Here is a 19,808-nt window from a genome sequence, read left to right on the forward strand (position 1 = left end):
CCGGAGCCAGTCTCGTTCCGATCTCGGGCGTTTACTACCAGTCGACGGAGAGGGACCCGTCACCGTTAGGGTCCGGCGCGATCTCCTCGTTGGTCCGCCGGTCGATGACGTGGATGATGCCCCGGTCTTTCTTCGCCGGACAGGCCTCCGCGGCCGCGACGTTGTGGTCGAGGTCGTCCTCGCCGAAAAAGTACGTCTCGGGCTTGGCGATAGCTGTGTCGAGGTCCAGCGTCCAGTTGCGCGACTTCTCGGCGCACTTGCCCGCGCCGAAGCACTTGTTGGCCTCGAAGATAATCTTGTAGGGCTTCTCCTCGACCGGGGGGCCGTCCTGTTCGCCGAACTCGCTCGGGTCGACGGGGTCGTCGGCGTCTGCCATTAGCCCCTCTTCGGGGCGGACCGTCTTTCGATTGTCGGTCTCGCTGTCGCCCCTCGCTATGGCTCGGCCGCCGACACGACCTCGACGGGGTCCCCGACGGTGAGGGTCGCCCCGCGGTCGTTCTCGGGGACGCGGGCGATGAGCATCAGAGTGTAGAAGTGGTCGAAAGCCTCCTGGTCGGCCCACTCCGGAAACGTCTCCCGCCGGCGTTCGACGAACCGTTCCCTGAACCCCGGGGTTTCCTCGCCGGTGTCGGGGTCCCGCTGTGGGACGACGCAGCGACCGCAGGGGGTCACCCCCCCAAAGCGAACGCCACCGGCCCGGAACGCAGGCGCGTCGGCGCCGACGAAGCGGTCCTCCCAGAACGCCGGGACCCCGCCGACTTCGACGTTCGCCCGGAGTCGCCGTCGCAGTCCCTCGACGCTCACGTCGTCGAACCACGACGCCACGGCCTCCAGCGTCGCGGTACTGATGACCGACGGGCCCATCCCCCGCCGGTCGACGTAGCCGAGCGTCTCGTCGCGCTCGACGGTCAGGTCCACGTTGAAAACCGCGCCGAGCCAGTCGGCTGCTCGAGTGCGCTCGCCCGCGTCCCGGAGTTCGAACGACGCGCTGTCGCCGTCGCTGGCGACCGACAGCGTTCCCGTTTCGGTGTCGTAGCCGGCGTGGATGTCGTGGACGCGGTCCGTTCGCTTCCCGTTGACCACGTCGCCGCCGGCGTCGAACATGGCGAACTCGCGGTCGTGAGCCAGCGTCCCGCCCGGGCGGATCGATACCGATTCGCAGTCCGTGCCGTCCAGCGCCTTGACGAGGTAGACGGTGAGTCGCTCGACGTGTGCCACTGTCAGCGGTTTCGGCGGCCAGGCCTATAGCAGTGTCCTGTTCCGGGGACGGCCCGGCGGCGTAGCGACCCAGCGCGACGACGATGCGGCGAAGGGGCTCGGGAAACCGTATTCCGGCGTGTTTCCGGGAGCGCCACGCTTCTCGCTCGACGGCGTCCCGCTCGGTCGCAAGCGAAGCCGACGCGAAGTCCTCCGCCCAGGGCAGCCGAAACCGGGACGGAAAGGGGGTGTCCGTGGAACCAATTGAGCGATACTATTACGTAGCGACTGGGGTAATCAGTTGCCAGACGAATGGTCGAACACACTCGAACGCTGGACTTCAAGATCGCGTTCGCGATCGGGCTGGGGACGATGATCGCGGCCGGGATCTTCTCGCTGTCCGGCACCGCCGTCGCAGCGATCGGGTCGAGCGCAGTCATCGCGTTCGTCATCGCCGCCGTCATCGCGGGCGTCACCGCCGCCGCCTACTCCGAGTTCGCGTCGGTCTACTCCGAGAACGGCGGCGGCTACCTCTTCTGTTCGCGGACCTTCGAGGACCGAGACCTGCTGACCTACAGCATCGGGATGTCGCTGTTTCTCGGCTACACCGGCACGACGGCGTTCTATCTCGCGACGATGGACGAGTGGGTCGTCCGCTTTCTCCTCCCCGAATCGCTTCACTTCCTGCCCCACGGGACCGCCGGCGTGGCGACGGCGCTCCTGCTCGGAACCCTCAACGCGCGGGGGACCGAAGAGAGCGGGAGCTTCCAGCTCATTGTCACTGGCGCGAAGGTCGCCGTCCTGATGGCGTTCATCGGCGGCGCGTTCGCCTTCCGCGGTCCGTCGGTGGCCGTCGGCAAGTTCGCCGCTAACTTCGGCGGCGGCCCCGTCGATATCCTCACCATCTCGGCGCTGGCGTTCATCACGTTCTTCGGTTTCTCGGCCATCGCGGCCAGCGCGGGCGAGATTATCGAGCCAAAGCGGACTGTCCCTCGTGCCATCGCCGCGAGCATGCTGACGGTCACTGTCCTCTATGCGTTCGTCATCATCGCGATGGTGAACTCACCGGTCCCGGCCGAGATTATCGCACAGGAGGGCGAGACGGCGATGGGCCGGGTCGCCGCCTCGTTCCTCGGAAGCATCGGCGAGAGCCTCATCGTCGCCGGGGCCATCTTCTCGATGGTGTCGGCCTCGAACGCGTCGATTCTCGCCGCGAGCAGCATCGGCTCGCTGATGGGGACCCGGGGGCAGGCCCCCCGGCGGTTCTCTCGCATCCACCCCGACTACGCGACGCCGTCCTGGAGCGTGGCGACCGCGACGGCGACCATCGTCGCGCTCATCGTGTTCTTCATCGCGCTGTTCCCGGCGGAGGGCGGCCTGCTCGCCGGACTCGGTCTCAATTTGGGGCTGAACGCCCTGACCGGGTTCGCGACGCTGAACCTCCTCATGCCGCTGGCCGTGGTCAACGTCGCGCTCATCTACTCCCGGCGGCGGTTCCCGGACATCACGCGGGGCTTTCGCGTCCCCGGAGTCCCGGTCGTGCCGGTCGTCGGCGTGCTCGCGAACCTCGGGCTCATCTACAATCTCCCGCCGAAAGGCGTCGTGACCGGGCTGGTGCTGACGGGCGCGATGGTCGTCGCGTACCTCGCCTGGGGCGGCGCGCCGGAGACCGAGGACCTGCTCCGGGAGGTGGTCCCGGAGACTCCGGCGCCGAGCGCGGCGGCGGGCGAACGCGAGGCTGAAGCGGCCGCCGAGGCTGGCGGCTTCCGCGTCCTCGTCCCCATCGCTCGCCCGGACCGGGCCGCTCGCTACGTCGAACTCGCGGCGGCGCTCGCGAGGGTGTCCGACGAGGACCCAATCGTCCACGTCCTCAACGTGACGCAGGTGCCCGACCAGACGCCCTGGGAATCCGTTCAGGACACCGCGAAGGCACGAACCGAACGCATCCGGTCGGAACTGGGCGAGAACGGCTACGGCGTCGACCTCCTCATCGAGGGCCACACCTGTCGCGACGTGGCCTTCGACATCCTCCAGACGGCGCGGGACGACGACGCCGACCTCATCCTCATGGGGTATCCCGAACGCCACCAGGACGTGACCGAGACTGTCGAGCGCGAAGCGCCCTGTGACGTGTTCTTCGCCGACAAGACCACGTCCGCGGACGACCTCGACGTGATCAACATCGGCGCGGGCGGCGGCCCGCACCACCAGGCAGTGCTCCCGCTCGTGAACGCGCTCGGTCAACTCGGGAGCGACCTCCATCTCATCAACGTCAGCACCGAAGACGGGGGGGCCAACGAGGCACCGGGGACGACGCTCGACGCGCTCGAAGGCGTCGAGAAGACGCAGGTCCACAACGTCCGGGCCGGCACTGTCGCCGACGGCCTCGTCGAGACTGCGGCGGAGAACGGCGGCGTGCTGGTCATCGGTGCGTCGCGGGACCGCTGGCTCAGGCAGGCCCTGTTCGGCAGCACTCCCGACGAGGTCATCGCCCTCGCCGCCGAACGGGACGTCCCGGTCCTCGTCTACGCCAGCCAGACCGGCGTCTCCGGCCAGCTGAGCGAGCGGCTGTTCCCGGTCGCACGCTACCTCAGAAAGCGGCTATCGCGGTCCGGCCCGAAACAGGGGTCGAGCCCCGACTGGAACTAGTTCGGTTCCGGGTTCGACGGCCGATTATCGGTGGATCTCGACGGATTCGAGCAGCATCTCCTCGGTCGGCGCGTCGTTGCGGTCGGTGTCGACGCTGCCGATGGATTCGACGACTTCCATCCCGTCGATGACCTTCCCGAAGACGGCGTGTTTGCCGTCGAGGTGGGGCTGGGCGTCGAGCGTGATGAAGAACTGCGAGCCGTTGGTGTTCGGGCCGCTGTTGGCCATGCTGAGGACGCCCGGGCCGTCGTGGCCGAGTTCGTCGTGGAACTCGTCGTCGAAGGAGTAGCCGGGGCCGCCACGACCGGTCCCGGTCGGGTCGCCCATCTGGATCATGAAGTCCTCGATGATGCGGTGGATGTCGATATCGGTGTACAGCGGGTCGATGCGCTTCTCGCCGGACTCGGGGTCTTCCCACGCGCCGGTCCCCGGACCGACTTCGGTCCCGTCGTAGTCGTCGGCGCCTTCGGCCAGGCCGACGAAGTTCTCGACGGTTGTCGGCACGCGTTCGTCGTACAGTTCGACTTCGATGTCGCCCTCTGTCGTGTGGAGGGTCGCAGTCAGGTCACTCATACTCGGTCGGAGGGAAGCCCGGCAGAAAAGCCTGCCCACTGACCGAGGACGCAAGTACCGGGACGCGGCCACCCCCGCCGTATCCTGACGACTGACCGCGTGGCGTCCAGCGGGTGTCCGACACGCCGTCACGTGAGCGGGAGTGTCGGCTGTTCGCCACCCCGGGCTACGACAGGTGTGACAGTAGCAGGTCCGACACCTGCTTGGGGGCGTCGAACTGGACCCAGTGGCTCGCCGTCGGGAGCCGCTCGACCCGACAGTCCGGAACCCACTCGTCGAGGTCCTGAGTCAGGGCGAGCGAGAGCGCGTCGTCCTGGACGCCCCAGACGAGGAGCGTCGAAGCCGTCACCGGACGGTTACCGACGCCGCCCTGTGTGAGCGTTAGCTTCGCGTTCCGACGGACAAGCGCCCGGTAGTAGTTGACCGCGGCCGTGAGTGCGCCCGGCTGCCCGAGTGCCCGTTTGTACCGCGTCACGTCAGTCTCGGTGAAGGCGTCGGGCCGGGTCGGCCCGTCAGTCAGAATGCGGTCGAGCATGGTGAAATCGTTCCAGCGGAGCCCCATCTCCGGAAGCACTGGAAGCTGAAAGAACAGCACGTACCAGGAACGCAGGAGCTGCTCGACCGAGCGGCGGAGTTCTCGCTCGTAGGCCGACGGGTGTGGCGCATTCAGGACCGCCAGCTGGTCGACGACATCGGGACGGTCAATGGCGGTCTGCCAGGCGACCAGACCGCCCCAGTCGTGGCCGACAATGTGGGCCTGCTCGCGGTCCAACGCCGAAACGAGGCCCGCCACGTCGGCTACCAGTTCGTCGATGTGGTACGCGGCGACGCCGTCGGGCTTGTCGGAGTGATTGTACCCCCGGAGGTCGGGTGCAATCACGCGGTAACCGGCGTCTGCGAGCCGCGGGAGCTGGTGTTTCCAGGCGTACCAGAACTCCGGAAAGCCGTGCAACAGGACGACGAGGTCGCCGTCCGGCGGCCCGGCGGTCACGGCGTGGAGCCTGATGCCGTTGGTGTCGACCAGCTCGTGGATGCCAGGCGTCTCCGTCGCGGGTACCGTCCACGCAGTGCTGTCGCGAGCGCTGGCGTGTTGTCCCATCGACATCTCTTTGCCTGCTCGGTAGAAGTGGGTTCCGTTCCGCGGTCCGGTTGTCTGCTCAGAACGCCTGGAGTTTCTCAAGCACTGCGGCGGCGCTGCCGTCGGCAATCGCGTCGCGGGCCTGTTCGAGGCCGTCCTGGATACTGTCGGCGTCCTCGCGGGCGTAGATGCGGAGGGCGGCGTTGAGCGCGACGGCGTCGGCGAAGCCGTCCTCGCGTTCGCCGGTCAGCACGGCTTCGGTTATCGCCGCCGACTCTTCGGCCACGTCGTCGACCTGCAGGTCCTCGCTCTCGATGTCCATCCCGTACTCGCCGGTGCGGATCTCGAAGTCCGCGATGTCCTCCTCGTCGGACTCGTCGCCGGCGACGGGCCATTCGGCGACGATAGTCTCGCCGGGGCGGACGTCGTCGTAGCCTTCCATCCCCTGGAAGAACAGGGCGCGCTCGACGCTGCTTGTCTCGGACTGGGCGAGCGTTCGGACCATCTTCTTCGCGAAGGCCAGATGGTAGAAGCTGCCGAGATGGACGCTCGCGTTGGCCGGGTTCGCCAGTGTCTCGACAGTGTTGACGAAGGTCCGGACGCCCATGTTGTCCCGGCGCTCGAACAGGGCGTCGATGCCGGGGTTGAACGCCGGCTGGTAGTAGAAGCCGAAGCCGACCTCGTCGACCATGTCGGCGCTTTCGCCGGGCTCGAGTTCGGTTCGGACGCCTAGTTCGTCCAGCACGTGCTTGTAGGCGTCCTGCTTCTGTGTCGGGACGCGGTCGCCGGAGTGAACGACGACGGGCGTGCCGGCGGCGGCGGCGACGACGCCCGCGCCGACGCCGAGAATCGCGGAGCGGCCCTTGCCGTCGTAGTTGGCCCCGCAATCGACCGGGTCAGCGTCCGGGGTCGCTGTCTCGACCGATTCCTCGGACATCACGTCGACGTACGCGCCGAGTTCCTCGGGCGTGTTACGTTTCCACCGGTTGGCGAGCCAGAACGCGCCAAGCGTCGTGTGGTCGGGTTCGCCGCCGAGGATGCGCCGGAACGCCTCCCGGGCCTGTGTGCGGGACATGTCGTCGGCCGATTTGTGACCGGAACCGACGACTTCCGTCATGAGTCGTTTGAGCGGCCATTCGCCGTACTCCCGGGTCGCTTGCGCCATGGAAACGTGTTCGGGCCAGAGTTCAAAAGCCCCTGCGTTTCGTTCTCAATCTGCGGGAACTTGCCGGGTTCCCGAAAGGGATACACCACTACACCCCCAACGAGAACCAATGAGTCTCCAGTCGGGCGAGTGGCGCGAGCGAATCGACGAGGTGGACGCTTCGCTCATCGACGAGTTCCAGAGCGACTTCCCGATTCAGGAACGCCCCTTCGAAGCTGTCGGTGACGCGCTGGGAATCTCGGCGGCGGCGGCACTCGACCGGGTCAAAGCGCTCCGTGACGACGGCGTCTTCCGTCGGTTCGGCCCGGTTCTCAATCCGCCGGTCATCGGGTCCTCGACGCTGGCTGCCGTCAGCGCCCCGGAGGACCGGTTCGACGAGGTAGCCGAGATAATCAACGAGTACCGGCAGGTGAACCACAACTACGCTCGCGACCACGAGTGGAACATGTGGTTCGTCGTCACCGCGGGGTCCCGGCAGCGACGCGACGAGATTCTGGCAGAGATCGAGGAGCGAACCGGCTGCTCGGTGCTCGTCCTGCCGATGTTGACGGACTACTACATCGACCTCGAGTTCCCGGTCGTCAACGGCGACCGCTTCGCCCGGGAGAGCTTAGAGACGACTGACGCCAGCGCCACCCGGATAAGCGAAGACGCCGCCGTAGACCTCTCGGAGCTGGACCGGCGATTACTGCTCGAAATCCAGACCGGCTTCCCGCTCGTCGCAACACCCTACCGGGAGGTGGCAGACGCTGTCGATGCCGATGTCTCCGACGTCCTCTCGGCTATCGAACGGCTCAAGCGAACCGGCTGTATCAAGCGCATCGGCTGTGTCGTCAACCACATCGTCACCGGGTTCGACAACAACTGCATGGTCGTCTGGGACGTGCCCGACGACGCCCTCGACGAGCGGGGCAAAGCCGTCGGCGAACTCCCGTACGTCACGCTCTGTTACCACCGGCCGCGCCGCCCGGACCAGGACTGGCAGTACAACCTCTTTACCATGATTCACGGCCGCGAGGCGGCCGTTGTCGACCAGAAGATAGACGAACTCGCGACCGAGCACCTCCCCTACGACCACGACCGACTCTACTCGACGGCGACGCTCAAACAGACCGGGGCACGATACGACGACATCGTCGGCCAGTAGGGCCTGGGCGATAAGGTAGACTGGTGTTGGGCGGCCGGAACCCTTTTGCGATTCTGTTATAAACCTGCTAGCCAATGACAGAGGGTCGGCGAGCGACAATCCTCGTCGTCGACGACGAACCGGCGGTGGCCGACGTGTACGCGGCACAGTTACGCGACCGATACGCAGTCGAGACGGCCTACAGCGGTGAGGCCGCCCTCTCGACGCTGGATGCCGCGGTCGACGTGGTCTTGCTGGACCGGCGGATGCCGGACCTCTCCGGCGACGAAGTGCTGTCAGCGATCCGCGAGAAACGCTACGACACCCGCGTGGCGATGGTTACCGCAGTGGACCCGGACTTCGATATCATCGAGATGCCCTTCGACGATTACGTCATCAAACCGGTGTCGGCGGAGGCCCTGTTCCAGACGATCGAACAGTTGCTCCTGTATACCGAGTACGAGGACCGCTTGCGTGAGTGCTACTCTCTCACGGCGAAATACGCCGCACTGGAGGCTTCGAAGCCACAGACCGCCCTTGATGAGAGCGAGGAGTTCACCGAACTGAAGGCTGAGCTCACGGAGGTGCGGGCGGAGCTTGACGAGATCACCGACTCGTTCGACGCCAGGGACTTCGAGCTGCTGTTTCGGGACTTCGAGACGGACGAACCGAGCCCGGACAACACAGAGCTCTGAGCTGGTTCGGGCCGGTAGTTCCTGCGGCAGCGGTACTCACGGCGACCCGCCCACCCTTTCGAAAGCACTAACCGATTCTCTTCCATAGAGAGGGCAATGAGTCAGCAACTCCCGGACGTGCAGGCGTCGAGTCCGGACGTGACGGTCGGTCTCAATCGCGTCGGTGTGACGGGCGTCGAGAAGCTCGTCAAACTGGGGCGTCGTGACCGCGACCCAATCGTACTCATGGCGGAGTTCGAAGTGTTCGTGGACCTCCCGTCCTGGCGAAAGGGAGCGGACATGTCCCGCAATATGGAGGTCATCGACGAGACGTTGGAGACCGCCGTCTCCGAAGAGGCCTATCGGGTCGAGGACGTCTGTGGCGACGCCGCCGAACTCCTGCTCGAGAAACACGACTACACGACGAAGGCGGAGGTCCGGATGGAGGCGGAGTACGTCACCCACGAGTCCACGCCGGCCTCCGGGATGCCCACCCAGTCGACCGCCGATATCATCGCCTCGGCGACAGCGACCGAAGACGGGACGAGCGAGGAAATCGGCGCTCGCGTCACCGGGATGACTGTCTGCCCGTGTTCCCAGGGGATGTCTGCCTCCCGCGCCCGCGAGACGCTCCAGCAACTGGACGTCGACGACGACGTCATCGAGGAGTTCCTCGAGACCAACCCGCAGGCCGGCCACTCACAGCGGGGCCACGCCACGCTCACCGTCCAGAGCGATGGTGCCCCCGAGGTCGACCTGAACGAACTCATCGAAGTCGCCCGGGACTCGATGAGCGCCCGTATCTACAACCTCGCGAAGCGGCCCGACGAGGACCACATGACCTACGAGGCCCACAAGGACGCCAAGTTCGTCGAGGACTGCGTTCGCGCGCTCGCCGAGGGCGTCGTCGAGACGTTCCCGGACCTGCCGGACGACGCCGTCGTGACGATGAAACAGTCCAACGACGAGTCCATCCACCAGCACAACGCCCACGCCGAGCGCGTCGCGCAGCTAGAGGACCTGCGGCAGGAAGTCACAGAGTAGCGAGGAGAGCGAGGGCTGAGCGAAGCGAAGCCCTCGTGACGTCGAGCGGGGAGCCCCGCGACCCGCGAGACCGCGGTAGTTTTTGAGCGAAGCGAAGCCCTCGTGACGTCGAGCGGGGAGCCCCGCGACCCGCGAGACCGCGGTAGTTTTTGAGCGAAGCGAAGCCCTCGTGACGTCGAGCGGGGAGCACGAGACGTGACACGTCTCGGCTGTGAACGGCGACGCCGTGAGCACAGGTGATTCGAGTGTCCCAGCTACGGCGGCCCGACCGGCGTCGCCTCGGCCCAGTGCTCTTCGAACGCCTTGCTGATATCGGCAGTGAAATCCGAGTCCTTCATATCGATGACGCCGAAGGTCTCCTCGCGACCGAGGGGGTGTGGGACCTCGATACAGACCTCGACGCCGTCCAGTAGCTCGAACGTGGTCCTGATGTTCGGGCTGGCGCGGGCGCTGTAGTTGTCGTAGTGGAAGAGGCGCTCGTAGTACTCGCGGTTGGCCTCCTCTGGGAGGCTCTCGAACAAGTCCGGGCGGACGAGCAGGGACACCTCGACGCCCCGCTCTAGCGCCGCTTCGAGTTCGTCGACGATACGCTCGGTGCCGGAGAGAATATCCACCTGCCGGGCGGGCGCCGAGCCGACCATGACGATCTCGTTGTCCGCGGCGGCCAGTCGTTCAAGCAACAGATCTAGAGAGTCGTCGGGGCCGACGGCGGCCGTCCAGAACGGCTCCTCGACGGGGTCTGCCGACTCCAACTGAGCGGAGAGGTCGTCGACGATCTCCTCGTACTGGCCGACCTTCTCCTGGAGTTCGCGTTTCTTGTCCTCGAGCAGGCGGTCCAGTGCCGTGTCCGGCTCGACCGCGACGTATTTCTTGGGTCGGCTGGCGGTCTGGCTGCGGACCAGGTTGTACGTTTCGAGGCTGTTGAGTACGTCGTAGATGCGGCCCATCGGCACGTCGCTGGCCCGAGATAGTTCCTTGGCCGTCGTCGGCCCTGTTTCCAGCAGCGACCGGTACGCTCTGGCCTCGTACTCGGAGAGTCCGAGGTCTCTGAGACTGGACATACCCCTACATCAGGGTACGCGTGCAAAAACTTATCGGGCGTTTACCGTTTGTCAACGTTTGCTGCCGTTGTTCCCGTCACCGGTCAGCGCAGCTTCGAGGGCGGCCGGCGTGGCCCCTTCGGCCACGATTACGTCGCCGTCGAGGAGCCGCGCCGTGCCGTCCCCGTCCGGCTCCGGAACGACAGTGGTCTCGTGGTCGGCCAGTCGCAGCGCCGCGCGGTGGAGGTCCGTTCCCGCTTCGGTCCCGACAGTGAGCGTCCCGGGCTGTTGGAGGCGGGCCGCGGCGCCGGCGTAGCCGGCCACCTCGACGCCCATCCGTTCGGCCGCGCCGGCGAAGGACTCGACGGCCGAAAGCGCCGCGCTACGGTACCGGTCATCGCCGGTGAGCGCCGCGAGGTCGACCAGGGCGTCGGCCAGTTCCACCGTCGCGTCGAGGGGATGGAGCGAGCGGTTACAGAGCCCTGCCCCGCTGTCGGGGCCGTCCCGGAACGCGCCACCGTTCTGCTGGCGGTTCTCGATGGTCCAGTCGGCGACGGCTCTGGCCGGTCCCGGCTCGCCGAGGACCTGCCAGCTCGTCGTCAGTCCCTGGAGGAGCTGGGCCTGGTCCAGCAGCAGGCCGGTGTCGCTGTCCGCGCCGTCGTAGTGGGCCACCTCGCCGTCGTCGACGAGCGATGCACAGACGGCGTCCCGGGCGCGACCGGCGTACTGCCGGGCGCGCTCGTCGTCGGTGTAGGCCGCGACCCACAGCAGGGCGTCGATGGCGAGCCCGTTGCGGTCGGCGAACACCGTCTCGTCGACGTTTGGGGACACCGTCCCCTCGCGTTCTGTCGGTTCCAGTCGGTAGTACTCGTCCGAGCCGGCCTGGCTCGCCGCGAACGCGTCGCCAGCCCACAGCGTCGTCGTGAGGTAGTCGACGGTCCGCTGGGCGGCGTCCCGGTACGCCTCGGTCCCGGTGTACCGGTAGCCGTGCGCGAACGCCCGGACCAGCGCGGCGTTCTCGTCCAGCAGTTTCTCGCGCCGGGGGTTCCCCCAGTTGCGCTCCGTGGAGTACCGGAAGAAGCCGCCGTCGTAGGTGTCGAGCAGGTGCGTGCGGATCGCTTCGAGCGTCCGGGTGGCCTGGTCGCGTGCGCGGACGAGAGCGAACTCGATAGTCCGCGGGAGCGGGAACTTCACGTCGGTTCCCCAGCCCCCGAACTCCTCGTCGAACGCGCCCAGCAGTTGCTCGACCATGTGCTCCTCGATGCGCGGTCGGAGCTCGCCTGCCGGCGGCGATTCGTCCTGTAACTGCCGAGGAATCGAGCCCGCCGCCGCGCCCTGAGCGTCCCACGACTCCCGGACGGAATCCAGAATCCCACGGAACCCGTCGGGCCCGAGGAACGTGGCCCCGGTGATGACCTCGCCGTCGGGGGTGAGAAACACCGTCGACGGGAACCCGCCCATCGTGTACCGTTCCCGGACGCGCGGGTTCCGGTCGGCATCGACGCGGACCGGGACGAACCCGTCGTTGATGTTGGCCGCGATGCGCGGCTCGCCGTACGTGCCTCGGTCCATCGCCCGGCACTCGGCGCTCCACGGGACCGTCAGCGCCAGCAGCACCGGCTTCCCCGACTCGGCGGCGTCCTTGAACGGGGCTGTGCCCCATTCGCGCCACTCCACCTTGGTGTCGCGTGCGAACTTGTCCATACCCGGTGTGGGCGGTGGGCGTACAAAGGCCCTCTCACTCCCGGCGAAAGACCGATTGGCGGGGCGGTCCAAGCGTCGACGATGGATACCGAGCAGGTGATTACCGACGCCCCGGAGCCGGTCACGCCGGGCGACCGCCCGCCCCGTCTCGGTCGCGTCCCGTTCGTCGACAACACCGCCGCGATGTTGCGTGACCCGCTGGGGTTCTATGCCCGTGCGGGGGCCCACGAGGCCGACGTGGTGGGGTACAGCGTCGCCGGGACGACGGGCTGTTTCGTCTGCCACCCCGACCTCGTCGAGCAGGTGCTGGTGACCGACGCCGACGCCTACGAGAAGGGGCGCCTCCTCCAGGATACGCTCGGGCAGTTCATCGGCGAGGGGCTGTTCCTGCTGGAGGGCGAGGAGTGGCAGCGCCAGCGGACGGCGCTCCAGCCGGCCTTTTACCGGGAGCGTATCGCCACCTACGGCGAGACGATGACCGCGTTCGCCGACCAGACAGCGACGGGTTGGGGCGACGGCCAGCGCATCGACGTGCTCCCGCAGATGCAGTCGCTGACGCTGAACATTCTCGGCAAGACGCTGCTGGACGTGGACATCGAGACCACCGCGAAGGCGCTGGAACCGCTGCTTGACGCCCTGCGCAAGCGGCTGGACCCGCGGTCGCTGTCGGCGTATCTCCCGCTGTGGGTGCCGACGGCGACGAATCGGGCCGTCAATAGCTCGCTGGCCGAGTTCCAGTCGACGCTGGACGACGTTATCGCCGCCCGCCAGCGCGAGGACGAGCACGCCCGCGAGGCCCGCGACGACGTGCTCTCCCTGCTGCTCTCGCTCGACGAGGAGACGATGGACCGCGAGCGACTGGGCCACCAGCTCCTCACCTTTCTGGTCGCCGGCCACGACACGACGGCGCTGACGCTGACCTACGCCTGGTTCCTGCTGGCGAACAATCCCGACTGCCAGCGGCGCCTGCACGAGGAACTCGATGCGACGCTGGGAAACAGCCGGCCGACGCCCGAGGACCTGTTCGAACTGCCGTATCTCGACGCCGTGCTGAACGAGGTGTTACGGCTGTACCCGCCCGCGTTCACGGTGTTTCGCCAGCCGACGGAGCCGGTGACGCTGGGCGGGTACGAGCTCTCCCCCGAGGCACAGCTCACGCTCCCGCAGTGGCTCGTCCACCGCGACGAGCGCTGGTACGACACGCCCGACGCGTTCCGCCCCGAGCGGTGGGACGACGACCTCGAAGCGTCCCTCCCGGAGTATGCCTACTACCCCTTCGGCGGCGGCCCGCGCCACTGCATCGGGATGCGCTTCGCCCGGATGGAAGCCAAACTCGCACTGGCGACTATCGCCCAACAGTACGCCGTCGAAGCGGTCACCGAACCGCCGCTCTCGCTGGCGATGCAGATCACGCTGAGCCCGACCGAGCCAATCGAGGTCCGACTGCGGGAGCGGTGACCCACTCTCTCGGGTCCGGTAGCCCGGTCCCGCTCTCGAAAGGCGTTTGGGGGCGGGCCTGCAAGCAGTGGTATGCTCCGGGTCATCGGGCTGTTGCTGCTCATCCCGCTGTTCGACATCGTGTTACTTGTGACGGTCGCGATACCGTTCCTCGGCGCGCTCGTGACGGTCGCGCTCGTCGTCCTGACGGCGCTGGTCGGCATGCTGCTCGTCCGCGCTGAAGGCCGTGCGACGCTACGGAACATCCAGCAGCGGCTCGCCGTCGGCGAACTCCCGACCGACGAGCTCATCGACGGCGGCCTCCTCATCGCCGCCGGCGCGTTCTTCCTCACGCCCGGCCTGGTGACGGACTTCGTCGGTCTCCTGCTCGCGGTGCCGTTCACCCGCTATCCCGTCCGGGCCGCCACGCGCCGCTGGGTCGTCCAGCCCTACGTCGACGCCAAGACCGGCGGCTTCGCCAGCGGGCAGGTGTACGTCGGCGGCTTCCCCAACGACGACGGTGGCCCCGCCGGTCCCGGCCCGGCCGGCCCGGACGGTGGCTCCGGTTCCGGCTCCAGTGCCGGCGGCTCCTTCGACCCCGACGAAGCGACCGATGTCGACTTCGAAGACAACGACAAAAACTGAAGCCCTGACGCGGTTTCACATCCCCAACCGCCCGCGAAACGTTACCCTTTTCAATACCCCTCGGGTACAGACGAATGCGTCGGGCCAATAGCTCAATCAGGTTGAGCGCTCGGCTGATAACCGGGAGGTTCGCGGTTCAAATCCGCGTTGGCCCACTGTTCTGTGTCACACAACGAGACTCGGAGACGAGTCTGTGGCGGGTGACTCGTGTCTCTGGCCGGCGGTGAACCATAGACGTCACAGCAGACGAACGGTGCGTCCGCCCGTCTTCAGCGGCCGAGGTCGCTCGCCGACGCCCCGGCCGCTCCGACCCCAGCGCCAGGCCTGGCGTCTGCTATTCGGCGTATTCGTCGAACAGGTCGGCGACACGCTCGGCTATCTCGTCCCGGATCTCCCGCACCCGGTCGACCGACTGTCCGTGTGGGTCCTCCAGCGCCCAGTCGCGTACCGCTACGTCGGCGTCGAGTTCGAGCGTCGAACACCCCATCGTCGCGACGACGGTACAACTGTTTAGCTCCTCGTCCGAGACCGCTTGCGGGACCCGGTCGGACAGGTCGATTCCGAGTTCCTGCATTGCTTCGACGACCTCCGGGTGCACCTCGTCCGCGGGGTCTGTGCCGCCCGTCATGATCTCGACCTCGTCTTCGAGGCCGCGACGGGTGCGTTCTCGTTCGGCGAACGCTGCGGACATCTGACTTCGACCCGCGTTCTGGACGCAGACGAATCCGAACTTCAGCGGCGTATCAGCCATACAGCAACGGTTTCAGGCGAGCGGAATAACCCTTCCTAAGACCGCTATTGTGGGCTATATATCCGAACGGCTCCGAGTACAACAGTACCGGCGGTCGCTCAGGCGGTCAGACAACCGTACCTATACCCCCTTCAGATTGAGGGACGGTTCCTTCGGCCATCCACGTCCGTGCCTGCGTACATGCCCGAGTACCGCTTCACGTGTCCGAACTGTGGTGCGTGTACGACGGTCGACGGCGGCGTCCGGGAGCGTCTCCTGGCGGTCGGGTGCCCGGTCTGTGCCGAGGCAGTTGCTACCCCGGCGTTCGTCGAGATTCCGACACACACCGACAGTTGACGGGGCGTTAGAAATCGCTCAGCTGCGACTGGAGGCCGGCGACGAGCTCGGACTTGCGCCGCAACTGTCCGAGACTCACTGGGAGCTGGTCGGCGATGGCTGTCAGCGTCTGCCGGAAGGACTGGGCGGTCCCGGGCTCGCCGTCGAAGGCGTTGCGGACGCCCTCGCGGACCTGCCAGACGCCGACCGGCGCCCAGTAGTCGTCGGTGATTTCCCGCAGCACCAGACACTTCGCCTGTCTGTCGCGCTCTTGCAGGTGTTCGAGGACGCCGAGCCGAGCCGCGTAGTATGCCCCGGCCGTCTCCTCGACGTAGGCGGTCCGTCCCTCGTAGCCCTCGTGGGCACTGGACATGTAGTAGCCCGTCTCGGGGCGCGGGTTCCAGACGCTCTGTGGTGCCTTCATCTCGACGAGTTCGAACTCCCAGCGGCCGGGCGCGAGGACGACCCAGTAGCGGTTCCCCATGTACTCGTTGTACCACAGCTCCGGCTTGTCGATGGTATCGGCGTTGCGCAGCGTCCCGCGGACGTACTGGCCGACGGTGTCGTCGACGGCGGTGATCGACCACCGGGTCGGAACCAGCGACCGCTCGCTGGCCTGCCCGAGCGCGCCCGCCGAGAGGATGGTGTTGATGTCGTACACGTCAAAGCCCCGGCGGTACAGGTACGCCATCGCGCCCTCCGCGCGCCAGTCGTCGTCCGAGAGCGTCTTCTCGACGGGGCGGGGCACGTGTGGGTTCTCCGCTAGGTCGGCACCAGTCGCGTGGGCCCGCGGCCCCGTCGGCGTCCCGACGTCGTCGAAGCTCACGTCCATCTCGGGGGTGCCGTCGAGACCGACCTCCACGTCGACGGGATGGTCCGCGATAGCCACTTCCCGCTGGACGCCGACGAAGCCGTTCCAGACGTCGTGGACACCGCCGCTGCCGCGCCCGCCACCGGCGCTGACCGAATCGACCGACGTCGTCTGGGTGGAGTTCACCATGCCGGTCCGGCGCTGGAGCACGTCCTCGATGCCCAGCCCCTCCTGGTACCAGTCGCCGCTGGTCGCGAACCCGGCAGCCGCGGCGTCGGTATCGACCGGGGAGAGCAGGCCCGTCGAGACGTTGGGATACCCCGACCGGCCGACGAATATCTCCGGGGCCGTCGACCCGAACAGCGAATCGCCCTGCAGTGCCGCCTCGAACTGCTGCTCGACGTCTTCGAGGTGGTCCGTGATGGCGTAGGATTTCTCCGCCGCGAGGCGGCGCCGCTGTGCGGCCTCGTCCTCCTCGAACCCCTCGATGAACTCGTCGAGTTGCATCTGTCACGCCTTCGGTCCTCCCCGATAAGAACCTTTCCGGCGGTCCGTGAGAGAGCAACTCTTACAGGGTTGGGTTGAGTAACAACAGGTGTTATAAATCATGGTAAATACAACGAAGTGGTTCCTGCTCGGCGCAACGCTTGTCAGCATGGTTGTCATATTCGTCTCGGCGTTCATCCCGGTCGCGTACCAGCAGGCGCTGGTCAACCTTCTCGTCGGGGAACTCGCGGCCGTCACGCTCGCCCATTCCGCCTACCGCGTCTCGTCGGGGAAACAGGTAAGCCCCGTCGCAGGGGCGATAGCCATCCTGTCCGGCATCGTCCTGTTTCTCTCACCCATCTTCATCGAGCCTGTCGACCCCATCCTGTCGATAATGTTCGCCACCGGGGCCATTATCGCCGTCGGCGGGCTGGTCGGTGTCCTGGGTCGGATACTGGGCGGTGAAGAGGGGCGCCAGACCGGTGCGGAGCGAATCAGCCGGAAGGTCGGGAACTGACAGGGCGACCACAACGTCTATATCGACGGGTCAGCCACCCTCGGACAATGCCGGTCATCGAATGCGACGAGACGACGGCCCGCGAGCGTCTGGCTGACTCTGGACTCGACATCCAACAGGGAAACACTGACCACGAGCGCTGGCGCGCCGAATACGGCGGCGCGACGGCAGTCGCCTACGACGGGAAAGTCGTCGTGCAGGGTGAGGGGACCGCACAACTGGAGGCCCTCTTGCGCGGCAGTGACGGCGGCCGCGTCCACGCGTATTTCGACGGCGCATCGCGGGGCAACCCGGGACCAGCGGCAGTCGGCTACGTGCTGGTCGACGACGGCGGGATTGTCACGGAGGGCGGGGAGACCATCGGAACGGCGACGAACAACCAGGCGGAGTACAAAGCGCTCATCCGAGCGGTCGAAGTCGCACGCGACTACGGGTTCGACGACGTCCACATCCGAGGTGACTCGGAGCTTATCGTCAAACAGGTCCGGGGCGAGTGGGACACGAACGACCCTGAACTGCGGGAGAACCGCGTCCGGGTGCGGGAACTGCTGATGGATTTCGACGACTGGCAAATCGAGCACGTTCCGCGGGAAATAAACGACCGCGCGGACCAACTAGCAAACGACGCACTCGACGATGACTGACCTGCCGACAGACGTGACCGAACGGGCCGAACGGCTGACCAGACTCGCCCGCGAAGCGGTCGACGATGCCGAGTCGGACGCCTACACGACCGAACGCGACGAAATCCTCGCCGAGTACGGCTACACCGCCCGTATCCGGAACGACGAGACGGGTGACGTGCTCGTCTGCCATCCAGTCGACTGGGTAGACGACGGCGTCATCCGTCCGGGGCGGGTCGACGACATCGACCGCGGCGTCGAGATACGGCTCTCGGGCCCTGGCGACCCGGACGCGTGGGCGGAGATCGACGCCGAAAACCGGGCCGTCGTGGAGGCTGTGGCCGAAGCACACGGCGAGACACACGGGGCCAACGCGGCGCTTCTCGCTGATTTCATGGGCAACCACTACACGAAACCCATCTCCGAGGCGACGCCAGCGGAAATCCAGGAGTTTCGGGACGACTACGTCCGCCGGAACGCCTGGCCAACTGAGAAACAGCAGTCGGTCCTCGAACAGTCGATCCGTCTCACCGTCGAAGAAGCCGGGGGCCGCGTCCCCGAAGCGTAACGCCTCGCTACACCCACCGGTAATCGGTGTCTGGTTCGCGTTAGGAAAGAATTAACGGTAGTTCGCAGGTGCCCAGCTGCGAGTCTACTGCTGCGCCGCGATCAGGTCGCGGAGTTCGTCGGCTCGGCCGTCATCGGAGAGGAACTTCCCGAACACCCATCCGAGCTGGTCGAGGACTGCGTCCTTGCCACTCTCGGTCAGGGAGTACTGATTCGTTCGCTTGTCGAGTTCGCTCTTTTCGACAAGACCCATCTCGACGAGGTCGTCGAGGTTCGGGTACAGCCGACCGTGATTGACTTCGTCGCTGTAGTATTCTTCGAGTTCGCGCTTGATAGCGAGACCATACCGCGGCTCTTCAGCAAGTATTACGAGAATGTTCTGCTGAAAAGCAGTAAGCTCTTTTGCGATGCCCGGACTGTCAGTAACTGCTTGTGCCTCTGACATAGGAGAGTAAATGTCAGCGACCTATTTAACACTTGTTACCTCTAGCTCACAACGCCTGTTGTAGGGCAGTAACCACCATACAGCTAGCAGCCCCGGAAGTACAAGAAAACTTATATTATGTCTCCTCTATTGCAAAGATTTTCCAGCAATGTGCTTTCAAATTGTCGTTTACCGGTAGTAGGTGTATACTAAGAAAATATCCACAGCTAGATAGTTTGCGTTATATAGGACATAACACCTCATAGCTGTGGCTATTACGAAAGGATTTTTTGACGGCGTCGCGCAGTCGTCGGTGATGACGAACCTCTGGGAAGACCTCGAAACTGGACCGAACCCACCTGAAGAGATCTACGCTGTCGTCGAATGCCTGAAAGGAGAGCGAAACAAGTACGAGTACGAGAAGGACATTCCCGGCGTCGTCCTCGACCGCGTTCTTCATTCGAATGTGCATTACCCGTCCGACTACGGCTTCATTCCGCAGTCGTACTACGACGACGAGGACCCGTTCGACGTGCTCGTCCTCGTCGAAGACCAGACCTTCCCTGGCTGTGTCATCGAGGCCCGCCCCGTTGCCATGATGAAGATGGACGACGACGGCGAGCAAGACGACAAGGTCATCGCGGTCCCGATAGAGGACCCGCGCTATGACCACATCGAAGACCTCGAGGACATCCCACAGCAGACCCTCGACGAGATAGACGAGTTCTTCTCGACCTACAAGAACCTCGAAGAGGGCAAGGAAGTCGAAACGCAGGGCTGGGAAGACAAAGCGGCCGCAAAGGACGCCATCGTCCACGCGCAGGAACTGTACGACGAAGAGTTCAACTAACGGTACCGCCCAGGACTACGATTTCGTCCCGTATCGCTGTATTTCCAGAAGTAATACCGGCAGGCGTCTCCGATTATGTATGAGCATGGGTAATTTTTTGACCGTGTAGCCGCTATCTCTACGTGTATGGCT

22 protein-coding genes and 1 tRNA gene are annotated in these 19,808 nt (G+C 65.8%); 13 read left to right on the top strand and 10 right to left on the bottom strand.

Annotation, left to right across the window (positions count from 1 at the left end; all coding sequences use genetic code 11):
• Nucleotides 1-34: 34 nt before the first annotated feature.
• Together KZ498_RS05605 and KZ498_RS05610 are read right to left on the bottom strand one after the other, a co-directional pair.
• Nucleotides 35-376, bottom strand: coding sequence for a ferredoxin (locus KZ498_RS05605; RefSeq protein ID WP_312617535.1), 342 nt, complete (start codon nt 374-376; stop codon nt 35-37).
• Between the two features lie 56 nt (nt 377-432).
• Nucleotides 433-1,218 (bottom strand): MOSC N-terminal beta barrel domain-containing protein, encoded by a 786-nt coding sequence (locus tag KZ498_RS05610; RefSeq protein ID WP_312617536.1) that lies wholly within the window; start codon nt 1,216-1,218, stop codon nt 433-435.
• Here KZ498_RS05610 and KZ498_RS05615 point away from each other — a divergent pair.
• Nucleotides 1,196-1,465: a hypothetical protein gene (locus tag KZ498_RS05615; RefSeq protein ID WP_312617537.1), complete on the top strand. Its 270-nt coding sequence runs from the start codon at nt 1,196-1,198 to the stop codon at nt 1,463-1,465. The two genes, KZ498_RS05610 and KZ498_RS05615, sit on opposite strands and share 23 nt — an antisense overlap.
• Before the next feature lie 44 nt (nt 1,466-1,509).
• Nucleotides 1,510-3,846, top strand: coding sequence for an amino acid permease (locus KZ498_RS05620; RefSeq protein ID WP_312617538.1), 2,337 nt, complete (start codon nt 1,510-1,512; stop codon nt 3,844-3,846).
• Between the two features lie 24 nt (nt 3,847-3,870).
• Here KZ498_RS05620 and KZ498_RS05625 read toward each other — a convergent pair whose 3' ends face one another.
• The 3 genes from KZ498_RS05625 to KZ498_RS05635 all read right to left on the bottom strand — a co-directional run bounded on the left by KZ498_RS05625 (nt 3,871) and on the right by KZ498_RS05635 (nt 6,662).
• Entirely contained in the window at nt 3,871-4,419 is a 549-nt protein-coding gene (locus tag KZ498_RS05625) for a peptidylprolyl isomerase (RefSeq protein ID WP_312617539.1), read from the bottom strand.
• A 166-nt stretch (nt 4,420-4,585) separates the two neighbouring features.
• Entirely contained in the window at nt 4,586-5,518 is a 933-nt protein-coding gene (locus KZ498_RS05630) for an alpha/beta fold hydrolase (RefSeq protein ID WP_312617541.1), read from the bottom strand.
• Between the two features lie 58 nt (nt 5,519-5,576).
• On the bottom strand, nt 5,577-6,662 hold the full coding sequence (locus tag KZ498_RS05635) for an anthranilate phosphoribosyltransferase (protein WP_312617543.1): 1,086 nt from the start codon (nt 6,660-6,662) through the stop codon (nt 5,577-5,579).
• A 109-nt stretch (nt 6,663-6,771) separates the two neighbouring features.
• Here KZ498_RS05635 and KZ498_RS05640 point away from each other — a divergent pair, with 109 nt between their 5' ends.
• The 3 genes from KZ498_RS05640 (at nt 6,772) to mptA (ending at nt 9,506) form a co-directional block, all read left to right on the top strand.
• Nucleotides 6,772-7,809: an AsnC family transcriptional regulator gene (locus tag KZ498_RS05640; protein WP_312617545.1), complete on the top strand. Its 1,038-nt coding sequence runs from the start codon at nt 6,772-6,774 to the stop codon at nt 7,807-7,809.
• Nucleotides 7,810-7,883: 74 nt separating this feature from the next.
• Nucleotides 7,884-8,483, top strand: coding sequence for a response regulator (locus tag KZ498_RS05645; protein WP_312617547.1), 600 nt, complete (start codon nt 7,884-7,886; stop codon nt 8,481-8,483).
• A gap of 96 nt (nt 8,484-8,579) precedes the next feature.
• Nucleotides 8,580-9,506, top strand: coding sequence for a GTP cyclohydrolase MptA (gene mptA, locus KZ498_RS05650; RefSeq protein ID WP_312617549.1), 927 nt, complete (start codon nt 8,580-8,582; stop codon nt 9,504-9,506).
• A 254-nt stretch (nt 9,507-9,760) separates the two neighbouring features.
• On the opposite strand, the gene KZ498_RS05655 is transcribed toward mptA, so the two are convergent.
• Together KZ498_RS05655 and KZ498_RS05660 are read right to left on the bottom strand one after the other, a co-directional pair.
• Nucleotides 9,761-10,567: a TrmB family transcriptional regulator gene (locus tag KZ498_RS05655; protein ID WP_312617550.1), complete on the bottom strand. Its 807-nt coding sequence runs from the start codon at nt 10,565-10,567 to the stop codon at nt 9,761-9,763.
• Between the two features lie 51 nt (nt 10,568-10,618).
• A complete protein-coding gene (locus KZ498_RS05660) occupies nt 10,619-12,250 on the bottom strand; it encodes a DUF255 domain-containing protein (protein WP_312617551.1) in 1,632 nt (543 codons plus the stop codon).
• A gap of 81 nt (nt 12,251-12,331) precedes the next feature.
• On the opposite strand from KZ498_RS05660, the gene KZ498_RS05665 reads away from it, so the two are divergent.
• The 3 genes from KZ498_RS05665 (at nt 12,332) to KZ498_RS05675 (ending at nt 14,487) form a co-directional block, all read left to right on the top strand.
• Nucleotides 12,332-13,708: a cytochrome P450 gene (locus tag KZ498_RS05665; RefSeq protein ID WP_312617554.1), complete on the top strand. Its 1,377-nt coding sequence runs from the start codon at nt 12,332-12,334 to the stop codon at nt 13,706-13,708.
• Between the two features lie 72 nt (nt 13,709-13,780).
• Nucleotides 13,781-14,332 (top strand): FxsA family protein, encoded by a 552-nt coding sequence (locus KZ498_RS05670; protein WP_312617555.1) that lies wholly within the window; start codon nt 13,781-13,783, stop codon nt 14,330-14,332.
• A gap of 81 nt (nt 14,333-14,413) precedes the next feature.
• Nucleotides 14,414-14,487, top strand: a tRNA-Ile gene (locus KZ498_RS05675).
• Between the two features lie 179 nt (nt 14,488-14,666).
• On the opposite strand, the gene KZ498_RS05680 is transcribed toward KZ498_RS05675, so the two are convergent.
• Nucleotides 14,667-15,083 carry a low molecular weight phosphatase family protein gene (locus KZ498_RS05680; RefSeq protein WP_312617557.1) on the bottom strand — a complete coding sequence of 139 codons (417 nt, stop codon included), beginning with the start codon at nt 15,081-15,083 and terminating at the stop codon, nt 14,667-14,669.
• Between the two features lie 180 nt (nt 15,084-15,263).
• On the opposite strand from KZ498_RS05680, the gene KZ498_RS05685 reads away from it, so the two are divergent.
• The gene (locus KZ498_RS05685; protein WP_312617558.1) at nt 15,264-15,419 is read left to right on the top strand and encodes a zinc ribbon domain-containing protein; all 156 of its coding nucleotides are present in this window, start codon (nt 15,264-15,266) and stop codon (nt 15,417-15,419) included.
• Nucleotides 15,420-15,426: 7 nt separating this feature from the next.
• Here the strand turns inward: KZ498_RS05685 and nreA are convergent, their stop codons facing one another.
• Entirely contained in the window at nt 15,427-16,716 is a 1,290-nt protein-coding gene (nreA, locus tag KZ498_RS05690) for a DNA repair protein NreA (protein WP_312617560.1), read from the bottom strand.
• Between the two features lie 100 nt (nt 16,717-16,816).
• On the opposite strand from nreA, the gene KZ498_RS05695 reads away from it, so the two are divergent.
• Genes KZ498_RS05695 through KZ498_RS05705 form a run of 3 tightly spaced genes read left to right on the top strand, consistent with a single transcriptional unit; the run spans nt 16,817 to nt 18,403 of the window.
• The gene (locus KZ498_RS05695) at nt 16,817-17,212 is read left to right on the top strand and encodes a hypothetical protein (RefSeq protein WP_312617562.1); all 396 of its coding nucleotides are present in this window, start codon (nt 16,817-16,819) and stop codon (nt 17,210-17,212) included.
• A gap of 47 nt (nt 17,213-17,259) precedes the next feature.
• Nucleotides 17,260-17,856, top strand: a complete 597-nt coding sequence (gene rnhA / locus KZ498_RS05700; protein WP_312617563.1) for a ribonuclease HI — start codon at nt 17,260-17,262, stop codon at nt 17,854-17,856.
• The gene (locus tag KZ498_RS05705) at nt 17,849-18,403 is read left to right on the top strand and encodes a rnhA operon protein (protein WP_312617564.1); all 555 of its coding nucleotides are present in this window, start codon (nt 17,849-17,851) and stop codon (nt 18,401-18,403) included. Before rnhA ends, KZ498_RS05705 begins: the two co-directional genes overlap by 8 nt.
• A gap of 84 nt (nt 18,404-18,487) precedes the next feature.
• On the opposite strand, the gene KZ498_RS05710 is transcribed toward KZ498_RS05705, so the two are convergent.
• Nucleotides 18,488-18,847: a PadR family transcriptional regulator gene (locus KZ498_RS05710; RefSeq protein WP_312617566.1), complete on the bottom strand. Its 360-nt coding sequence runs from the start codon at nt 18,845-18,847 to the stop codon at nt 18,488-18,490.
• Nucleotides 18,848-19,142: 295 nt separating this feature from the next.
• On the opposite strand from KZ498_RS05710, the gene KZ498_RS05715 reads away from it, so the two are divergent.
• Nucleotides 19,143-19,676, top strand: coding sequence for an inorganic diphosphatase (locus KZ498_RS05715; protein WP_312617567.1), 534 nt, complete (start codon nt 19,143-19,145; stop codon nt 19,674-19,676).
• Nucleotides 19,677-19,808 lie beyond the last annotated feature (132 nt).

This window comes from Haloarcula sp. 1CSR25-25 (assembly GCF_032027985.1).
Taxonomy (GTDB): domain Archaea; phylum Halobacteriota; class Halobacteria; order Halobacteriales; family Haloarculaceae; genus Haloarcula.